This is a genomic window from Prevotella sp. TF12-30, assembly GCF_003436715.1.
Classification (GTDB): domain Bacteria; phylum Bacteroidota; class Bacteroidia; order Bacteroidales; family Bacteroidaceae; genus Prevotella; species Prevotella copri_A.
On sequence record NZ_QSQJ01000001.1, the window covers coordinates 131,548 to 151,268 of the forward strand.

General features: G+C 42.2%; 18 protein-coding genes. 5 read left to right on the top strand and 13 right to left on the bottom strand.

Annotation, left to right across the window (positions count from 1 at the left end):
• Positions 1–4: 4 nt before the first annotated feature.
• The 9 genes from DXD25_RS00610 to DXD25_RS00655 form a co-directional block, all read right to left on the bottom strand.
• Positions 5–1,303: a phenylacetate--CoA ligase family protein gene (locus DXD25_RS00610; protein ID WP_117661311.1), complete on the bottom strand. Its 1,299-nt coding sequence runs from the start codon at positions 1,301–1,303 to the stop codon at positions 5–7.
• On the bottom strand, positions 1,296–2,360 hold the full coding sequence (locus DXD25_RS00615) for a glycosyltransferase family 4 protein (protein ID WP_117661312.1): 1,065 nt from the start codon (positions 2,358–2,360) through the stop codon (positions 1,296–1,298). Before DXD25_RS00615 ends, DXD25_RS00610 begins: the two co-directional genes overlap by 8 nt.
• Positions 2,361–2,393: 33 nt before the next feature.
• Positions 2,394–3,350 carry an acyltransferase gene (locus DXD25_RS00620; RefSeq protein WP_117661313.1) on the bottom strand — a complete coding sequence of 319 codons (957 nt, stop codon included), beginning with the start codon at positions 3,348–3,350 and terminating at the stop codon, positions 2,394–2,396.
• A gap of 22 nt (positions 3,351–3,372) precedes the next feature.
• On the bottom strand, positions 3,373–4,161 hold the full coding sequence (locus tag DXD25_RS00625; RefSeq protein WP_117661314.1) for a polysaccharide deacetylase family protein: 789 nt from the start codon (positions 4,159–4,161) through the stop codon (positions 3,373–3,375).
• Positions 4,145–5,296, bottom strand: coding sequence for an O-antigen ligase family protein (locus DXD25_RS00630; protein WP_222847536.1), 1,152 nt, complete (start codon positions 5,294–5,296; stop codon positions 4,145–4,147). Before DXD25_RS00630 ends, DXD25_RS00625 begins: the two co-directional genes overlap by 17 nt.
• 121 nt (positions 5,297–5,417) lie before the next feature.
• A complete protein-coding gene (locus tag DXD25_RS00635) occupies positions 5,418–6,665 on the bottom strand; it encodes an oligosaccharide flippase family protein (protein ID WP_117661316.1) in 1,248 nt (415 codons plus the stop codon).
• Between the two features lie 11 nt (positions 6,666–6,676).
• Entirely contained in the window at positions 6,677–7,456 is a 780-nt protein-coding gene (locus DXD25_RS00640; RefSeq protein WP_158556267.1) for a DUF2971 domain-containing protein, read from the bottom strand.
• A 498-nt stretch (positions 7,457–7,954) separates the two neighbouring features.
• Complete coding sequence (locus DXD25_RS00650; RefSeq protein WP_117661319.1) at positions 7,955–8,500, bottom strand: hypothetical protein; 546 nt, start codon at positions 8,498–8,500, stop codon at positions 7,955–7,957.
• 311 nt (positions 8,501–8,811) lie between these two features.
• The gene (locus DXD25_RS00655; protein WP_117661320.1) at positions 8,812–9,171 is read right to left on the bottom strand and encodes a hypothetical protein; all 360 of its coding nucleotides are present in this window, start codon (positions 9,169–9,171) and stop codon (positions 8,812–8,814) included.
• Between the two features lie 274 nt (positions 9,172–9,445).
• Here DXD25_RS00655 and DXD25_RS00660 point away from each other — a divergent pair, with 274 nt between their 5' ends.
• From DXD25_RS00660 to DXD25_RS17500, 4 genes are all read left to right on the top strand, one after another.
• Positions 9,446–11,704 carry a BT4734/BF3469 family protein gene (locus DXD25_RS00660; protein ID WP_117661321.1) on the top strand — a complete coding sequence of 753 codons (2,259 nt, stop codon included), beginning with the start codon at positions 9,446–9,448 and terminating at the stop codon, positions 11,702–11,704.
• Between the two features lie 103 nt (positions 11,705–11,807).
• Positions 11,808–12,029: a DUF4248 domain-containing protein gene (locus DXD25_RS00665; protein WP_117661322.1), complete on the top strand. Its 222-nt coding sequence runs from the start codon at positions 11,808–11,810 to the stop codon at positions 12,027–12,029.
• Positions 12,030–12,176: 147 nt separating this feature from the next.
• Positions 12,177–12,722 carry a DNA-binding protein gene (locus DXD25_RS00670; protein WP_233522150.1) on the top strand — a complete coding sequence of 182 codons (546 nt, stop codon included), beginning with the start codon at positions 12,177–12,179 and terminating at the stop codon, positions 12,720–12,722.
• A 264-nt stretch (positions 12,723–12,986) separates the two neighbouring features.
• The gene (locus DXD25_RS17500; RefSeq protein WP_158556268.1) at positions 12,987–13,082 is read left to right on the top strand and encodes a smalltalk protein; all 96 of its coding nucleotides are present in this window, start codon (positions 12,987–12,989) and stop codon (positions 13,080–13,082) included.
• Here DXD25_RS17500 and DXD25_RS00675 read toward each other — a convergent pair.
• Genes DXD25_RS00675 through DXD25_RS00690 form a run of 4 tightly spaced genes read right to left on the bottom strand, consistent with a single transcriptional unit; the run spans position 13,050 to position 17,828 of the window.
• Positions 13,050–13,799 (bottom strand): tyrosine-protein phosphatase, encoded by a 750-nt coding sequence (locus DXD25_RS00675; protein WP_222847537.1) that lies wholly within the window; start codon positions 13,797–13,799, stop codon positions 13,050–13,052. The two genes, DXD25_RS17500 and DXD25_RS00675, sit on opposite strands and share 33 nt — an antisense overlap.
• 29 nt (positions 13,800–13,828) lie before the next feature.
• On the bottom strand, positions 13,829–16,333 hold the full coding sequence (locus DXD25_RS00680; RefSeq protein WP_370453395.1) for a GumC family protein: 2,505 nt from the start codon (positions 16,331–16,333) through the stop codon (positions 13,829–13,831).
• Between the two features lie 9 nt (positions 16,334–16,342).
• On the bottom strand, positions 16,343–17,140 hold the full coding sequence (locus DXD25_RS00685; protein ID WP_117661324.1) for a polysaccharide biosynthesis/export family protein: 798 nt from the start codon (positions 17,138–17,140) through the stop codon (positions 16,343–16,345).
• Between the two features lie 37 nt (positions 17,141–17,177).
• Positions 17,178–17,828, bottom strand: coding sequence for a transcription termination/antitermination NusG family protein (locus DXD25_RS00690; RefSeq protein WP_158556269.1), 651 nt, complete (start codon positions 17,826–17,828; stop codon positions 17,178–17,180).
• 462 nt (positions 17,829–18,290) lie between these two features.
• On the opposite strand from DXD25_RS00690, the gene DXD25_RS00695 reads away from it, so the two are divergent.
• Positions 18,291–19,721 carry an undecaprenyl-phosphate glucose phosphotransferase gene (locus DXD25_RS00695; RefSeq protein WP_187360408.1) on the top strand — a complete coding sequence of 477 codons (1,431 nt, stop codon included), beginning with the start codon at positions 18,291–18,293 and terminating at the stop codon, positions 19,719–19,721.

Here is a 19,721-nt window from a genome sequence, read left to right on the forward strand (position 1 = left end):
ACAATTAATCTAAATTACCCCCCATAACGCTGGAGAGGTGTATCAAGAACTTGAATTTTCCTCGCTTGGTATATACTAAATCCGCCTCTTTCACCAGATTGATTTTAAAGTCAACATTGCCCTTACCAATTCGTCCTAACACATTATTTTCAACTGTCTTTTCATCCTGTTTAGCAAAACCTTGATCTGGAACAATATTTACATTTAAGAACCCGTTATTTTCTTGTACAAGTTGACCATACTTTACATGATTCACCCCCTTAAAGATAAAACCTAATCTCTTAACACGACTACCATCCTTACAAATCAGGAAATCTTCTTTACGTCCTTCTATACTTTTCACTATTGTCTGAGGACTATCAGTATTTAACTCGGCTATTTCTATCACATCATTTGAACGATATCGGATTAAAGGAAAAGCCTCATTGGTCAATGAAGTACAAATTTCGCCATCTTCCAAGTATTCATTAATACTATATCCAGGAAGCTCATAATATCCCTGATGATTAAAAGCTTCTTGTAGATATATGGTCTGTTCGGTCATACCATAATTATCATAGATTTCAGTACCCAACTGCATTTCTATCAAATGGCGCTGATAGTCAAGCAGAGTTTCACTAGATGTAAAGGCTACAGGAATATGAAGTTTCAATCCAGCTTCCTTCATACACAGAGCTAAAGTATAAAGAGAGCTAGGATAACCCTCAATAGCCACTGGTTGATGCTGTATAATCATATCATAATAAGCCTTCACGGTATCCTTATTAATGCAATAACTGGACAGATAAAGCGTATTACTAACATGTACCTTCATATGCATAGTATTCCTATCTAAATTACCACGCAAAGAAACCAATGGCTGTCCATACTTAAAACCGTTCCTCAAACGAGCGGAATAAGTATATGCCTGATTCCACCAGATAGAACTCCAACTACTGTAAACAGTCAGCGGAGTACCTGTAGTACCACTAGTATGTCCCGCCATTACCTGCCATTTAGGAACTGTCAGCATTTCCGCTGCATGCTTCTTCACCATATCTTTGGTGATAACCGGCAGTTTCTTGATATCATCCAGGCAAGTGATATCCTCCTTCTTGATACCTGCTTTAGTATAGAGTCGATGATAGAAAGGAGACTTATCGTAAGCTCGGCGGAAAATATGCAGGAACCGTTCTTCATTACGCTTCTTCAAATCCTCATTACTCATCTCATACATAGCATCAATACGCTTGACATATGGTTGAATAACAGGATAACAACGCAAAAGATATTTGGCTGTTTCTTTAATATATTTCTTAAGCATTTTTTTCTAAAATTGAAATATAAAATGATTTTAGTTTTTTTTCTATTTCAGAGATATAATATAAATTACTCTTAGCTATAGAGTTTTCAGAGAACGTTAATCGTAAATCCGCATTTTCTATAAGTAATTTCATTTTTTCAACTAAAGCTTCACAATCACCAGGAGTTACTAAAAAGCCATTATTATTATCTACAACCTCAGGTATTCCTCCAACATGAGTTGAAATTATAGATGCTCCATAACTCATAGCTTCTAATATAGAGATTCCAAAAGACTCAACATAAGATGGTTGTATGTAAATATCAGTATTCCTTAACAATTCTGCTTTATCATTACCTTTTACAAAACCTAGATATTGTACAAAATCACTTATACCATAGGTGGCTATTTGTAGAGTTAATCTTTGCGCCTGCCCTAAACCTCCTATATAAAACTGTATTTTTCCTCTAAAGTAGTTTTGATTTTTCCCCATTATATCTATGACATCAAAAATACCTTTATTATCGTCAATGGTGCCAAGGAAAGACAAAACTACATCATTAATCGTTTGACTTTTCTTAATAACATTTGGTTTCTCTATAAAATTAGGAATAACAATGGTCCTATCGTGAATTTCATAGTGTTTTACCAAGTCCTCTATATATTTAGATACACATACCACATAATCGACTTTCTTATAGATTTTTTGTAATTGCCGTTTATGCTTTTTACATATTTCTTCAAACGCACCTCCGTGTATATGCACTATTGTACTCTTCCCTAAGAAGTGTGCAATATAAACATACCATTTTTCTCTTCTTAAGAAAGTAAATGTGGAAGTATGGATATGCACTATCTTTATTTTAGTACCAAAAAGACTATAACAAATCAGTAGAATTATTGATTGTACAAAACAAAAGAACTTTATTATCTTATTACCTTTTCTAGTACTCTTGATAAAATTAAATCTCTCAAAGAATCTAGAATAGCCATTTAACAGGACAGATATTCCTCCATTACAAGGTCTGTAATCTGTTCCTACAGTCAACACATGGCCCGATATTTTTTTATCTATCATTGTGACTATTTGATTAATTAACGTGTCCAATTTTTATCGGACACTAATGAAACTTATTATTTTATTTGAAACCTGATGAAGAATCAAGGCTGCAGGGATACTCAATACAATAGAAAGACATCTATAACTGCAAGCAAACAACCAGCTTTCTCCCCAAAACTCACATAAATATTTAGCCAAAGGAACCATCAGACTTTCGTGAATCATATATAGCTCCAATGTTATGCACCCTAGATATGCCAACAATCTTTTTCCTACAACAGGCAAGAATTTAATCATTTGTATAACTGACAAGACTAATGGATATACAATAATCGTATAATAGCTTTTCCGATATATCCAGAAATCATGATTTTTAAAAAGAAGGAAACCAAAGCATATAGTCAAGGTGACAGCTGCAATAATTTCAAAAGAAACAAATCTCTTTTGAGTAGTAAATCTATCAAACCCAAGACACATACCCAAGAAAAAAGCAGGAATCCTTACCATAAAGATTCGGATATTTTCAAGATTTTCGCCTGCTACGATACATACCAACAAAAGAAGACAGAACATAAAGATCTGCCCCCCCATAGTCATCTTTCTTAACCCTCTATACATTAATGGAGCTAACAGATAGCATAATAGTATCATTGTTATAAACCACCAACCGTCCATTGCTCCATGAATAACAATGTCTAGATTAGTTATTTTCCAAAGAAAATCTTCTACAGAATCTACCTGAAAAGCGAAAAAAGGAATTGCGATCAAAAGATACGTAGGCAATATACGGATTAATCTTCTATTATAAAAATGATTGATTGAAGGGTTTTTCTTCAGGGAATGATACATACTAAAACCTGAGAGAAACAGAAAAATATCAACACCACATTCACCAAAAGGCAATATGCCCAAATGAAACAGCATAATAAGAATGATTGCAAATCCCATTAATTCTGTACGAAAAGATTCAACCGCATACCTTATTCCATTTACTTTTATTACTTCCATAAAATATTATAAGGCAACATATTTAAAAATGCAAAATACTACTAACTGTTTTTAGCCATTTCCATACGCCCCACACCTTCAACAAATCACGATGATATTGACCTGTCAGTGCATATCTAGGCAAAAGGAACAAATCGTCTCCCAATTTTATATCTCTTTGTTCTGTAGTAAAAGCCAACTTATAATGAAGTTTACAAGCATCCACCTCACGAGATGTCAAAGAACCATTAGGATAACTAAATGCGAAAATTTCCTCACCTGTTATGCGTTCCAAAACTACTTTTGAATCATTCAATTCTGAATTCAATACATCATCAGGCACATGGGTAAGAATTGGATGATTTACGGTATGAGATTGGATGCTTACCAAAGGATGCCTAGATAACATTTTAACTTCATCTACTGTTAAAGATGTTCTTGGTATAACATTACGTTTCTGCATCTCAGAAAGTTGTGAATAGAAATCGTTATAAGACAACTCTTTAAACTCATTCATTTTCTGCACTCCCCTCTCTTTGATAACAAAATCCCACCAATAATTGCCCGACTCTAAAGGGTCAGTAGAAACAAAGATACAAATAGGAATATTATACTTTTCTATAATAGGTAACAATTGCAGATTTGCTCTTCGTCCATCATCTAAAGAAACAAACGCTAACTTTTCAATAGCCTTCTGTTTGCTACTCAAAATTAATAACAATTCCGAAACATCAATAAAACGATACCCTCGCTTTATGTAATATCTAATCATTCGCTCAAAACCGTCAGGTGATGGAGCATGATAATATAAAGACTTAATACTGTTCATCATAAATTATATTGTTGTTATATTCATTATCTTGGTATATTGATGCAATCAATATCATCATAAGGGGGATACATGCAGTAGTTGAAGTATAGGCATGACCTGCAAATATACCATGAAAGAAGAAAAGAAGTAAAGCAATTACCATCCATATAGATAAAAGTGTCCATCTCCTCATATAATTAATCAGAGCTGGTAAAGGATATAACAAAATTAAGGTTCCTAAAAAATATCCATAAAAACCCCATAATGTTAAATGATCAACTTCTATTTGTTTCTGTTCTATGGTGCCAAAAAAAATATAACCTACTCCATAATATAGTTTTTCAGGTCCCACTCCAAAAATCATATCTGCTGTATCGAAAGTTGATGAAAATGCATAATACGCATCAGCCAATCCTTTTCTTGCTGACCCAGCAAGAAGTTTATGAACATTAAATTTATTCATCGTATAACTATCTGTTTGAGTTATACGATACATTAAATATATGATTAATGGCAAGCCTAAACATAACAAGGCATACCTAAATAAATAGAATGTCTTAGAATACTGATATCTATAAACGAATGGAATGAGTGTTAATATTGACAAAATAGCAATAGTTCCAATCATAATAGCAGTACTTCCAATTAACAATGAAACTATAATAAAAGGAAGAGAGTATAGTACATATTTTATAGTTCCCTTTTGCATCAGATAATACATACAAATACAAAACGAAAGCAGTATGGAGAGAGATAAATCATTACCTGCTGTAAAAAGCCCCTTTGTACCATATCCAAAATCATCACCATAAGAATTTGCCCCGACTCCTAAAAAGGCTGTTACACAAACAGATGTAGACAGAAATAATCCATAATACATTGCATAATGTAATAGTTCATCTTTATTGGTTATATTTCGATAATACCATACAACAGAAAAAACGAAGAATGGATAAACCAACCTAATCAACTCATTAAAAAGAACAGTTAACCCTTCTAAATGACTATGAACAACCCAACTTACCATGTCTATAGACAAAATTAATGCAAATATCAAAAAGCATAATAATATCTTCTTCTGCCTAAGTACATACGGTAAAGAAAAAAGAATGATTGCCCCTTTATATATTAATGGGAAAACTGGTTCTATATTCAAGAACATTCGACAGTATCCATTGAACATATCAACAAAAAGGCTGATTATATATACAAATACTAAATATCGTCTAAAAAAAATCATACCATTACTTATTTTTACTATCTTTTCCAGATAGAATTTATTTATTTTGAGTAAAGTGTTTATATATATGTCTCAAACGACAAGAAACACTAATGATATTTGTAGCTAACAATAAATATATTAAATTAGATATTGAAACAATGCCTAGCGAAACAAACAATAGCATAAAAGCAACATAAAAGATGGTTGCTATTATCGTTGAATTTCTTACTTCTTTAATTTTTCCTAATACTCCCAGATATGGAAAACCTAATATATCATTCGGAACTCTAACTACTAATAAAAGTAAGAATAAATTAAATGCAAATAAAATATCATGTAGTTCTGTTTTAATAAACAAAGGTATGATAAATGGGGCGATAATATATATACCTACAATAATCAGCAAATTGATTGCTATTATAGATAGTACCATCATATTAATCTTACCAAAGGCTTTTATACGAGAAAAGTAAGGATAAAAAATATCCTCTATTAATGGAGTTATCAATGAAGTATATACATTATGTAATTTTTCAGCAGCAGAATATATACCAGTAACAAACTCCCCGCACACTAATCCCAATATGAAAGTATTTGATGTTTGATAAATACGTGTCAAGAACATAGAAGTAAAAAATGGAAAACTATCCTTGAAATAGTAGAGTATATCATTAACTGAAACATGTATATATGTGAGCTTATACTTCTTTACAGCAATACTTAAAGCAAGAATTCCAGACAACACTGTTTCCAAAGCAAAGAAAAACATTACCCAAATATTATCTTCAGGCTTCTTTACAACTAGAAAAATAGGTAGTATACTTATACATTTAACTATTAAAGATACTCTTGTTACATATTTCACATCCTCCATAGAGCGAAAGAGCCAATATGGTGATATTAATATACCCATCAAGCGAACAAAAGCTAGAAGATAAAGAACTTCATTTTTTCTAAACTCAGGTATAATAAAGACAATAGACAAATATACCAAGAGAGAGAGGAATGCCAAACAAAATTTGCAAGAAAGAATGCTATAAAAAGTCAAACTCAATTGCTTTTGGTCATTTTTGTATTTAACAACATGTCGAACATTTGAAAGGTCAAATCCCCATTCTTGGAACACCTGAAAATAAAAAGAAAATGCAATTGCAAAATTTATCAGTCCATACTTAGCAACCCCTACTGTTGCCAACAGATACGGCATCAGCAAAAAAGGCAATAAATGGCTAAAGCCATACAGCAAGAACTGATTAAAAATATTACTAAATAGTTTTGACTTGATTACTCTTGAAAATATCATTTTATTTACTTCTAATCAATTTCCAAAATATTTAACTTAAAGTCAGTATCATCCATAACTGCCTTATAAAACTTAACATGCTTTAAATTAGGATTAGCTTCAACAACATGTTTTACCTCCTCTATTACAGCATCATCAACCTTGCATCCAAAAATAACGGAAACCAAAGCTGATGGTTTAAAAGAATATGCCTTATTAGAATCTTTCATAATTCGTATTTCTTCTTCATAAGACCATTCCAAATATTTAGTACTCATCAAGGTAATAACATACTCTTTATACTTATCTTCCTCTGAAATATCTATCTTTGGATAGGCATCCTGATAATGCACGTTTATAGGAAAAGTAAAGAACCCAGGATCCTTTTTTACATCAAATTCTAAACAAATGCCTGTATGACAATCTGCATAATGAGACCACATTAATAAATCGGCATTCTTTTTTGAAAAACAACAGATGCCATGTTTATTCATAACATTTCCTACTGCATCCTTAAATTTTTGCAAAAGATTAGGATTCGCATTCAAAGAAGCCACAACATCCTCTTTCTTATAATTAAGAGTCTGTCTCTCTGCCATAGCTTCTGCAAATTCCTTTTGAGATCCAATAATTGGAGACAGTTTGCAATCAAACGGATCATTAAAATTTTGAGGGGCACTGAAATATAACTCGCACTTGCGAAAAATATCTAATGTATATTCTTTAGATCCATCCGATAAACTTCTATACTTATATAACTGTCGGGGCAGCTGACCATCGTCAACCATTTTTATCACTTTTTCTTTATACATATCCATTTCTTATTATTGAGTATAACCCCACTAAGATAAGTAAGATTAATATTAAACATCTTTTTGACTATTTCTAACAATACAATTGGTTCGTATCGGAAATTTAGGACATAGAGTCCCTGCCAGATAAGAATTGCTTTTAGGGTATTCTTACCTGGATATTGATTGAGTAAAACTTGTTTTGAAATTAATATTATAAGAGTTTTTTCTACCTCTCCGTCTCTCCTGCAAGGAGAGCTCCACATCCTAACCAAGCCTTCCCTTCTCAGAAGGGAAGGATGTAGCTGGCGACGCTATAGCTCTGCCAGAGTTTTGGTCAGCCAGCGGAGCCTGTGCCCTAAAGGGCTGGCTGAGAGTGCTTACGCAACAGAGTTGCGATTGTTTGTCGCCTAGCGGAAGACTTTATGGCTATACTTTTTTATCGCAATTGCTGATTGCTACCGAAACTTATGGATTCCATCACAAAGCATTGATAATTCTTTCTGAAAATAATCTATATCAGGAGATATGTACCTCCTCTAATAAATTCAAAATATCCTGTTCATTAAGGTGGTCGTAATTGTATTTGGATAAATGACCATCACGCTTGATAAAAGCTGCAATTTGATGAGGAGCGATCGTAATACCAGCTAGGTTCTTTCCCTCTGTATAATCTAAATATAAATAGCCTCGGGCATCAGGGAACAATACCCAATTTACCAACTCCTTATCTGAGGATAGCATTATGACTCTACGAAGGAAATCTTGTATTCCAGAATCGATAGAAACACTGTTTTCTCCATCCCAGCCCTCTTTCAGCAAAGCTAATTCTTCCAAACGCTTGAGCAGCTTACCCTTGATTAGAGTCTCTGATTGATTAGTAAGATTAGACAGAAATACCAAACAGTTATATAATGCACTCTGGTCATTCGTGGCATATACTGCATCCATTACATGATGGCGCAATGTCTGTATATCCGTATTTGGAGAAATACAGACTCCCACAGGATCCGCTACCAAACTTGGCGCTGCCTCTGGAACTTGATATGATTTTGATTTACCCATAGCTTTACCATCAAATTAAAACATGCTGCAAATATAAGGGAAATATCTGAAATAGCCAAGATATTTCCGGTTTTTAACACATCAAGAGGAGTATCTTGTCCCACAGATTTCACCTTCTTAATCGGAACTTATTATCTGCGTGTACCCTATTTACCTGTAACTTTGTATAGACAGCACGTGCAAAAGATGTAAAGAAAGGAATTACAGATAGTTACTTTGCGTTTTTAACACTTGAAAATACTGGTTTTCCGGATATATAGGGTACATTCCACTTACCCTACATCCATCCAAATCTGCGGGATGAATCTCCGTTAATCCAACAGGCGGTTCAGAATGAGATTCAACTCCTTCTCTGCCTCTGCCAGCAAAGCAGCCTGATCTGACTCAGAGAGCTTCTTGTACTCAGACCCCGCAAAATAATGAGGAAGATACGACTTCACCCACTTCTTTACCTGCAAGAATGTGTCAACATCCAGATGCACATCGTGATTCTTGTAACTCTTCAGCAGATGTACCGGAATCGCAAAGCGCTCGGTAATCTCCTCCTTGCGCTTGGGCCAATGCTTCTCCTCTTCAGTAAGCGTATTCTCGAACTCATCATCGTGATACTCCTTGGTTACAAACTTGTGAAACTTCTCGATGAAAATACCTACACACTCATGAGGAAGCATTTTTTTCCTCAGACTTGCCCTGGAAATCCTTGATTCCCTGAACAATCTCATTTACTTTGTCCGTAAAGAACATTTTCCTTGTTTAAAATTTAAAATTTGTAAATATGCGCCATTTTTGACGCACTGAAAAAATATCTTCAATTCTTATATCTACCTTTGCCCCCGTAAACGATAAACAGTCTGGTCTAAAAATCAATCAAACGACTTAGAGACTAAAAGACTCTGAAAGCAAATAAGAAGCAAATAGATCAAAATTCTTAAACATTAAAAGATCATGAACACAAACAATTCAACCAGCGAGGAAGTAGAAGAGGTTCTGCCCTCTTTCTTCTGGACCATCGCTTCAAGCGAAGGTCATCAGCTTATCAACAAGGATGAGCTAGTAAGAATCATCAAGTTCGATGAAATGACCAAGAATCACACCGAACTCTATCGCAAGCAGGTGCCTATCAGCAAGGCTCTCGCCGACAACACCAAGCTCATGATGCCGGGCATCACTGCCTCGGCCCTCATGGACGGACAGGGTAAGCAGGTGGCCAACATCCTGAAGCCTACCTACTGGCTTGCCGTGGATATCGACAAGATTCCCGACGAGAAGATGCAGGAGGTGATCGCAAAGGCCGACAACGACCCATACGTGATGGTGAGATACGTCACGGCAAGCGGTCACGGACTCAGAATCCTCGCCCGCTACAAGCCGTTTGACGACCCGGAGGTTACGGCGGTGGAACTCTTCGACGTGGTGGTACGCAAGGCGATGGATTACTTCTCCATCCTGCTGGGCGTGCCTGCCGATGAGAAGTGCTGTGACATCACCCGCATGTGCGGCCTTGCCCACGACCCTACCGCCTACTTCTGCTGGAACTCGAAGCCTTTCGAACTGGAGTCCAAGGACATCAAGAGACTCTACTTGAAGAAGTCGATGGCTGAGAAGTATGAGCGACGCAGCAGCCGACGCAGAAAACCATCACAGAAGATGGTGAGCCTAGCCAAGCACATCCCTACCATCGACGAAGCTGCCCCAGCGATAGAGAAGCTGCTGGAAACGTGGGGAAAAGCGTTCGAGCCTAGCCGCCACAACGACTATGTGTATAACTTCGGACTCACCTGCCTGAAGTACGACATCGACCAGAAGGAGGCTACCGACTATGCCGACCAGCACTTCAGCGCACAGTATCCCAAGACGGTGAGTGTGATGAACCAGGCCTACAAGCACCAGGAACAGCGAGGCACCTGGCAGTTTATGCGAAAGGGCGAATCATACGGCAAGAAGCCATCCATGAAGATGTTGAAGCAGTGGCTCAGCATGCGCTATGAGTTCCACCGCAACGAGGTGACGGGCTACTACGAGGTATGCAGCCGCGACGTGATCAAGGGCAAGTTTCACCGCTGGACCCGCATGGACGACAACATAGAGAACTCTCTCTGGATAGAGATGGAAGAGGATGGACTGCAGACGCAGCAGCCCAGGCTCCACTCCCTCATCAACAGCGACTTCAGCGAGAAGTACAATCCTCTGCTCGATTATCTCACATCTCTCCCGGCATGGGACGGGAAGACTGACTACATTCAGATGCTTGCCGACCGCATTCACATTGCGAATACGGATGGTGCCCACCATACCCAGGAAGACTTCAGATACTTCTTCAAGAAATGGTTTGTAGCCATGGTGGTGACCTGGGTAACGGATACCGTGGTAGGTCAGACCATCCTTATCTTCGTGGGCAAGGGCGGTCTCTTCAAGACCACCTTCTTCGACAAGCTGCTGCCTAAGGTGCTGCACGATTACTTCATCAATGAATCTACGGCAAGCTATACCGACAAGGACTTCATGGAGGCAATGGCGAGCAAGGCGCTGATGTGTCTCGACGAGTTTGAGACGGCATTCGGCAAGAACCTGAGTGCCTTCAAGAGCTGCGTAACGAAGCTCTTCTTCTCCATCCGCCGTCCTTACGACAAGTACCGTACGGAACTGCCCCACCGTGCTGCCATGTGCGGCACGAGCAACAGCGTGCAGATTATCAGCGAGGAAGAGAACCGCCGCTACTCACCCTGGCTCATCGAGTCGATCGACAGTCCGATAGACCATCCCATCGACTACCTGCACGTATATGCCCAGGCTGTGGCCCTGGGTAAGGAGGTGATGGAGCGCCAGCGCAAGCACGAGGATGGCTGGGTATTCTGGCTCACCACCGAGGATATCGAGGTGATGCGCGAGCACAACAAGATGTTCATGATCTCCAACTATATGGAGGACCAGATTCTGCGCTACTACCGCGTGCCTGGCAAGGACGTGGAAGCCAGATACATCAAGTTCCGCTATTCTTCGGAGATTCTGGAGCGCATTGGCGGCTGTCCTGCCCTGAGCCGGTATATCTACCAGCAGAACCTGGCAAGTACCCTGCTGCGTCTGGGTTTCGAGAGAAAGCGCAGATCGAAAGGCATGGGCTGGTTCGTGATAGAGAAGGAGGTGGGCGAGATGAACACAGATGCCATCGTATCGCCATCGGAATGGGAGGACGACCGGAACTGACCGGCTTACGCCCCATAAGTGACTTACTTTTTGCGGTAAGTATCTTGGTTTTTCCGAAAACCAAGATACTTATCATCTCTAACCCTTCAACTCATCATATAGAATGCAGAACGAACCAGAAATCAGATATTATACCAAGCAGGAGATAGCCCTGCTGTATTTTCCGGACTCATCTCCGGAAGTAGCCAATGCCCATCTGAGAAGATGGATCCAGAAGTGTACCCCACTCTACAGGAAGCTTCTGGAGGTGGGTTACCGGAAATCGGACAAGGGATTCTTTCCCCGTCAGGTGGCCATCATCTTCGACTTCCTGGGCGAGCCCTAGAATCCGGGAAACCGGAAAAAGTGAGAAGATGGCAGAATATGGCAATAAGCGTGAGGATGCATCAGGAAGTGTGAGTTGCGGCTCCCGAATGTCGTATCTTTGCATCGTGTTTCATTTAAAACGTTATTGCTTATGCTTTTGTACACTTTGAAAGAGAACAAGAATGAGAAGTTGCCCGATGCCAAGGGCTTGTGGTATGCTTATGCCATCACTACGCAGATGATGGGCGTGGATGGTCTTGCCGCTCACATGTCGGGCCACAACACTCCTTTCTCCAAGGGAGCCATCAAGGGTATGATTACCGACATGGCTTTCTGCATCAAGGAGCTCTGCCTGCAGGGTATCTCGGTGAAGATCGACGACCTCGCCATCTTCTCCATCGGCATCAAGAACAAGATGGGTGCGAAATCTGAGAAGGAATTCAGCATCGCCAAGAACATCGAGGGCTACAAGCTGAGAAGCCGTGGTACCGGCGAGCTGGCTGCCGGCAACCTGGATGTGGAAGTGAAGAAGGTTTCCTCTCTCCTTGCCAGCGAGATGCAGGTTCCGGGAGTAGATGATCCGGGATCTGGAAAAGATCCGGGTTCAGAGAGCACTCCGGGATCAGGGAGCAATCCGGGATCAGGGAGCAATCCAGGCAGTTCTACCGATGAAGGCAAGACCGACCAGGGTGGTGACAACGTAAACTTTTAAAGTTCTGAGAGAGGGATAAAGCCAGGATGGCGTCAGGGATATTCCTATAGCTACAAGGGGGCTGCAAGCATCCATGCTGAAGCCCGAAAATATCTAAAATACAGCTATGAAAGGATATTCGCGAGTCCTGACTCATCTTCTTTTGCGGCGGATTGCAAATCCGCCGAAACGGTCCGCCACTAGACTTTCCCCCTTTTGTTTCGGTGGATTTGCAATCCACCGCTTTCAGTCAGACTTGTTATTAATTTCAATTTTTCCATACTCATGAAAAAAGAAAGCGTCAAGAAGATCATTGATCTCATCATCACCATTCTCACTGCCGTAGCATCAGCCTTCTGTGTTCAGTCCTGCCGAGGTTAGGCGATGGAGATCGGTGCCCACGAAATCGTACATGTTCCATTTCAGGAGCTGTCGGCACCGCTTCTGCACCCGCTCTCCATACTGACCGCGGAGACTGTATAGATTGCGCTGGAACAGGATGCCCTGCGCCTTGAGAGCCTCGTAATCTTCCTTCTTCATATAGAGGTAACGCTCGGGATGAGCCAGAATCGGGGTATAACCCTTGTTCCTGATGCGCTCCAGCAGTCCACGGAAGTTCATCGGTGGGGCAAAGATGCTGGTTTCCACCAGCAGGTATTTCTCTGCCAGGGGCAGGAGATTGCCAGCCTTGAGGCGGCGCTCGAAAAGGGCATCCAGCATGTTCTCGGCTGCGAGATGCAGCTGAAGGGGCTCTGCATCGGTCGCAGAAGATGGCTTCGCTCCTTCTGCTCCTGATGCCTGACTTCCAGGATGTCTCTGGGCAAAATCCAGAAGATACTTCTCCTTGAAATCTTCGAAGACCCGGCGGAGTTCTTCAGGCTCATTCGGAACATCTTCCATGATGTGAGGGGTGAACCAGACTTCATGGATTCCGCTTGCTTCGTAGATGCGAAGCTGCTCCAGGCTCTTTTCCGGGTCCTGGAAGCCATCATCCACGCCAGGGAGTATATGGCAATGGTAATCGATGCCATCAGGGAGACTGCATGTGCTCCCTGATGGCTTTTTCTGATTGAATATTTTCTGGAAGAATTTAAACATCTGTTTTTATTATTCTATAATCCATTCATTTAAGATTTTGCCCCCCCACTCTTTTCCTTATTATAATTATAGCCATAGCCGTAGCCATAACCATAGCCGTAACCATAGTGGCTGCCATATCTGCCGCCACGGGCCTTGGTGCCGTTCAGAATCATGGTCATGTTCTTGAACTTCTTCTCCTTGTAGAGGGCATCAATCTCTGGCAGCATGTTGCGCTCCATCAGGCCGGCACGGACTACGAAGATGGTGCGGTCGGCAAACTGCTCGTAGATTGGGGTATCGGCTACCACCTCGATAGGAGGACAGTCGATGAAGACGTAATCATACTCCTGGCGCATAGTCTTGATCATCTGCTCCAGCAATGGGGTGAAGAGGAGCTCGGTAGGGTTTGGAGGGATGGTTCCGATAGGAATAAGATCGAAATACTTCACCAGTCCGCTCTCCTCTCCCTTGTGGAGGATGTCGCGAATATCGGCGATTCTGCCGTTGAGGTAATCGCTCAATCCCTCGCCCGGACTGCCTATCAGCATGGAGGTAGATCCGTGGCGGAGGTCACCGTCGATGAGCAGCACCTTCTTCTTCTTGATAGCGAGCGACATCGCCATGTTGGCAGCCAGGTGACTCTTACCGGATCCCGGATTCAGAGAGGTGAAGACGATGACATTCTGCTCGGGATGGGTACCGATGGTGAACTCGAAGTTGGTACGCAATACGCGGAACGCCTCGTTCACGATGTCGCGCTTGCCAGCCTTCACTACTATCTGGCGCACCTCCTTCGGCTTCTTCCAGAACCTGATGCGCTGTTCGAGGGTTGGGCGGTTCTTGCGGCTGATAGAGTATGGAATCTCGCCCAGGAACGGAACATTCATGTTCTTCAGGTCCTTTCTGCCACGCACGGTGGTATTCATGTTTTCACGCACGAAGATGATGACTACCGGAATAAGGAATCCCAGCACGAAGGCTACGAGCATGATGTTGCGGCGCACCGGTGCCACCGGCTTGTTGTCGCCCGTAGGAGGGGTGATGATGCGGGTATTGTAGGCGGTGAATGCCTTGGAAAGCTCGTTCTCCTCGCGCTTCTGGAGGAGGAAGAGATAAAGCGACTCCTTGACCTTCTGCTGGCGACCCACGGTCTGCAGGTACTTAGCCTGGTTAGGATTGCTGGCAATCTGGGTGGTAGTGGCAGCCTCGTTAGCCTGCAGGGTGCCCAGCTGGGTCTTGAGGGTTACCACGAAGTTGTCGAGACTGGCAGTGATGCTCTTGCGCATGGAGCCAAGGCTCTGGTCGTAGTCAGCCACCAGTGGGTTCTGCTCGCTAGAGTTCGCCACCAGGTTGTTACGCTCCAGCTGACTCTTGTTGTACTCGGCAATCTGCTGCTCGATACCCGGGCTCTCGATGCCTGTATTGGAAGGCAGGAGCTGGTTCTTGCCCACCTTGCCGGTGAGATAGTTTCGGATATACTGGGCAATGGCGAGGCGCGAGTTGAGATCCATGATCTGCTTGTCCACCTCGGTGCTCTTCTGCATATACTGCTGTGCGGCAGCCTCTACATCAGGCAGCAGGTTGCTGCTCTTGAAGGCTGAAATATTCTTATCCACATCGCCCAGTTCGCGCTCAATCACGCCCAGTCGTTCGGTGATGAAGTGAGAGGTGGAGATGGTCATCTGGTTCTTGTCCTCAAGCCAGTTCTTGCGGTAAACGGAGATGATGGTGCTAATGACATCCTCTGCACGCTTAGGGAGCACATCCTTATAGGTAAGGTCGATGACGGTGGATTTCTCCTCGCTCAGGCTGGCAGCGAGCGAACCCTTGATGCGGTCGGTCATCGCATAGATGTTGCTGCGGGATACGTAGAGCACCGGAGCATCTCCATTCTTTACAAACTGGGAATACGAAGGAGCCTTATCTACCTTGATCTTTCCCAGTGGGGTGTGGATGATCTGTCCGAGTCTGCCGGAAATCTCATCGCTGTCATCTACCGGAAGATTATCACGGTTGCTGCCCTTGATCTTGCTGATGACGTAAGAGCCATCGCCCTTGAGCTGGAGCTGGAAGCTGCCGCTCTGATCATCGGTGAAGCCGATGAAATCTACGGTTACGGGGAGATCGCCGCCATAGAGCGCCTCCTTGTGGAAGGCACCGTCGATGGCATAATCTACATCGAGCTTGAGTCGCTTTCCGGTTTCCAGGAGCACGGCAGGCGACTGGATAGCAATGAGTTCATTGTTTACATTGCTCTTGGCATTGCCCAGTCCCATATCTGCGAACATGGAGGAAACATCGCTGCTGATGCCCTGCGACTTGCTGTCGTCCTTGATCATCAGGGATGCGGTGCGCTGATATACGTTTGGGGTAGTGAGAATGTAATAGGTGGCGATGCCGAGTGTTACGGCTAGCGAAAGGATGAACCAGCGCCACTTGGCGAGGCAGAGATAGAAAAGATCCTGCAGGCGGATGAAGTCGTCTGCCTGATTGCGTCTGAGCATCGGATTCACCTGTACGGGCTGGTTAGCCTGAGTAGTATTCTGTATCATTTTTCTTTATTAATTTACTTTCAGGAAGGTGAGGATGGTAACGATGAGAGATGAGATGCTCATCCAGAATCCCGTAGATTGCACAGTATTTCCGTTGAGCGTAGAGCTTCTCTTCTTGGTATCGTTAGGTGTAACATATACCACATCGTTCTGCTGGAGATAGTAGGCAGGAGAACTGAAGATGTCCCTGCCTGAGCAGAGGTCAATCTTGTAGATCTTCTGGTGTCCGTTTTCCTGTCGGAGCACCATCACATCGTTTCTTTTACCCTGGATGGTGAGATCTCCCGCCTTGCTGATGGCATCGAGGATGGTCACCTTTTCCTCTTCGATGGCATACTGACCAGGCTTTGCCACTTCGCCCATCATGGAATAATGGAGGTTGCTGAGACTCACGGTGACGGTAGGGTCCTTGACGAGACTAGCATCCACGAGCGATTTCTTCACCTTCTCGGCAATCTCCTCGCGGGTGAGACCCGCCACCTGTATCTTTCCCACAACCGGGAAATCGATATCTCCCTTGCTATCTATGGTATAGTAATAGGCATCCTGCGACATATTGTAGGCACCGCTACTGGTACCGCCCGTAAGATTGAAGAGCTGCGAAATCTGCGGATCCTTGCTCTTGACTCCGATATAGAGCTTATCGGTAGGCTTTACGGTTATCACTCTGTTCTGCAGGGTAATGACAGTATCAGGATTATTGTTCAAATCCTGAAAATAGGCTACGTTCTTCGGGGTACCGCAAGACGTAGCGGACAGGAGTGCTATACCCAGCACTCCTGACAACACAAGTTTACTAAATTTCATTCTTTTTATCTAGATAATGCAGTTTTTAATCATATTACTATTTCTTCTTTCCTTTCTCCTCCTCTTTCTTCTCATTTTTCCCGGCGAGGCTTACGTAATTACATTCGGTGAGGAAGGCGGCGCAGGAGAGGAATCCTTCAATCTTGACCACGAAGCACTTCTCATCCTTTCCCTTCCCGATCTGGGATCCCTTTACCTTTCCCTTCTCGCTATGGCATCCCTTCACCTTCTGGTAATATCCTTCGAGTCCGGCAAAGACGCCATCCTCTATCCTCACCCTTGCTTCAGGGCGCAGTTTGATTTCTCCCGGAAGGAAGAAGTGCTTGTTGGCATCCTCCACGTTTTCGTAGAGCGCCATGAAATCCTCCATTTCCTTATCGGGGATGGTGATGACTTCAGAATGTCCATCCATGGGACGGGTCTTGAACTGAAGCATGGAATTGTAAATCTGCTTGAGGTCCCGCATTCTGCCTGGCGTTGCCTTCACAAAAAGGAGATTGCGGACTACGGGGCGATAGGAATTCACTCGCTTGCGTATGTGCTGCCCCACCATACGCTCGCAGCGTTCCAAAGGAAGAAACACCTTGATATCTTCTTTTGCCTTGAGATAATCCGCTACCTTCATTTCGCGGTAGGGGGCACTCATGGCATACCAGATAGGGGCTTCATCAAGACTTTCCGAACTCATTGATTTGCTATTTTTATTAACATTAATTTCAGAAAACGGCATAATTTTAGCTCCCTACTACACCATATAACTACCTTAATTTCAAGACGTTATGCACTTACCATTTTCTAACGACAGGCTTTTAATTTTCGTTCTTATTTACAAACGTTCTTAAAAGAGCATCCTTATCAGGTTGCAAAATTACGCTTTTTCTCTGATTTAAACAAATTTTTTGGTCTATTTTTTTTTTTTAACAATTGGTTTTCTGTAGGGGGGGCCTTTTTTGAGCCCCCCTCATAAAACCAATTGGCGGCAGCAACCACCCATAGCGGGGGACATGCAGACTGGCATGGATTCACGAAAAAAATATGGGAAAAAGTTTGGTGAATTCAGTTTTTATTGCTATCTTTGCGAACGATTCTACCAAGAATCTATATTCTAAGAATAAGAACAGATGAAAAAATAACTTACATACAATAACTTATGAAGAAAAATATATACAAAGGTAACGTGCTGATTAGAAGGTTGGTGATACTCGCTGACTTCATCATCCTCAATTGCTTGCTATTGGGCCTTATTAACATCGAGTTCCTTCATGTACCCGAGTATCTAGACCTGAAAACAAAGATTACATTCTTTATAGCAAACGTTGCTCTCGCCATCGGCGAATACAACTATAGCACTATCATCCAAATAAGACGAATCGGTTTCCAGCAAGTACTTAAGCGTACGCTCTTCCTGGTGCTTTGTACCGCCGTCTGCTTCATGATCTTCCTGAAATTCTTCAGTCATGGTGGAGCAATATTTACATTCGGTATCTACTTCGGCATCACATTCTATATTGCTTTGGTCATCAGTAGAATCATCGAGCTCAAGTTTCTGAAATATCACCGTGCGAGAGGTAGAAACATTCGTACCGTGGTCTTCGTGGGTAGCGATCCTGCCGTAAGAGAAATGTACATTACCATGACCGAAGACCCTTCTGCGGGTTATATCGTGAAAGGCTATTATGCCAATGATGACATTGCTGGAGCACCTCAGGAACTGAAAAAACTGGGTACCATGGAGGATCTTAACAGAATTTTAGAGTCCAAGCTGAATGATACCATCAACGGTTCATCCTATGATCTGGATGAGATTTTCTGCAGCTTGTCGCATCAGGAATCGGACCAGATTGTGAAGATCATGCGTTTCTGTGACAAGAACGTGGTGCATTTCTATTATCTGCCTAGTCTGTTCGGCGAATATAAGCTGCATCTGGATTCTCATAACTTTATGGGTAAGACGGTTTACACGAACCATCTTGAGCCGCTGTCTTCTGTCTCGAACCGTATTCTCAAGCGTGCCTTCGATATTGCCGTGAGTGGTGTGATCTGCCTCTGTTTCTTGCCTTTCATTCCAATCATCGCACTGATTATCAAGATTCAGAGTCCGGGTCCTATCTTCTTCCGTCAGGCTAGAACGGGTCTGAACGGTAATACCTTCATGTGCCTGAAGTTCCGCTCAATGCATGTGAACAAGGATTCAGACAAGGCTCAGGCTACGAAGAATGACCCAAGAAAGTTTGCATTCGGCAACTTCATGAGAAAGACGAATATTGATGAGTTCCCTCAATTTATCAATGTATTGAAGGGTGATATGAGTATCGTGGGTCCTAGACCTCACATGTTGTATCATACTGAAGTTTATGGTAGTTTGATTGATAAGTATATGGTTCGCCACTTCTCGAAGCCTGGTATTACCGGTTGGGCTCAGGTAACGGGTTACCGTGGTGAGACGAAGGAGCTCTGGCAGATGGAGGAGCGCATCAAGCGTGATATCTGGTATATCGAGAACTGGTCGTTTTGGCTTGACATCCGTATTATCTTCCTGACAGCCAAGAGTATTATCTGCCCGGATAAAAACGCTTATTAA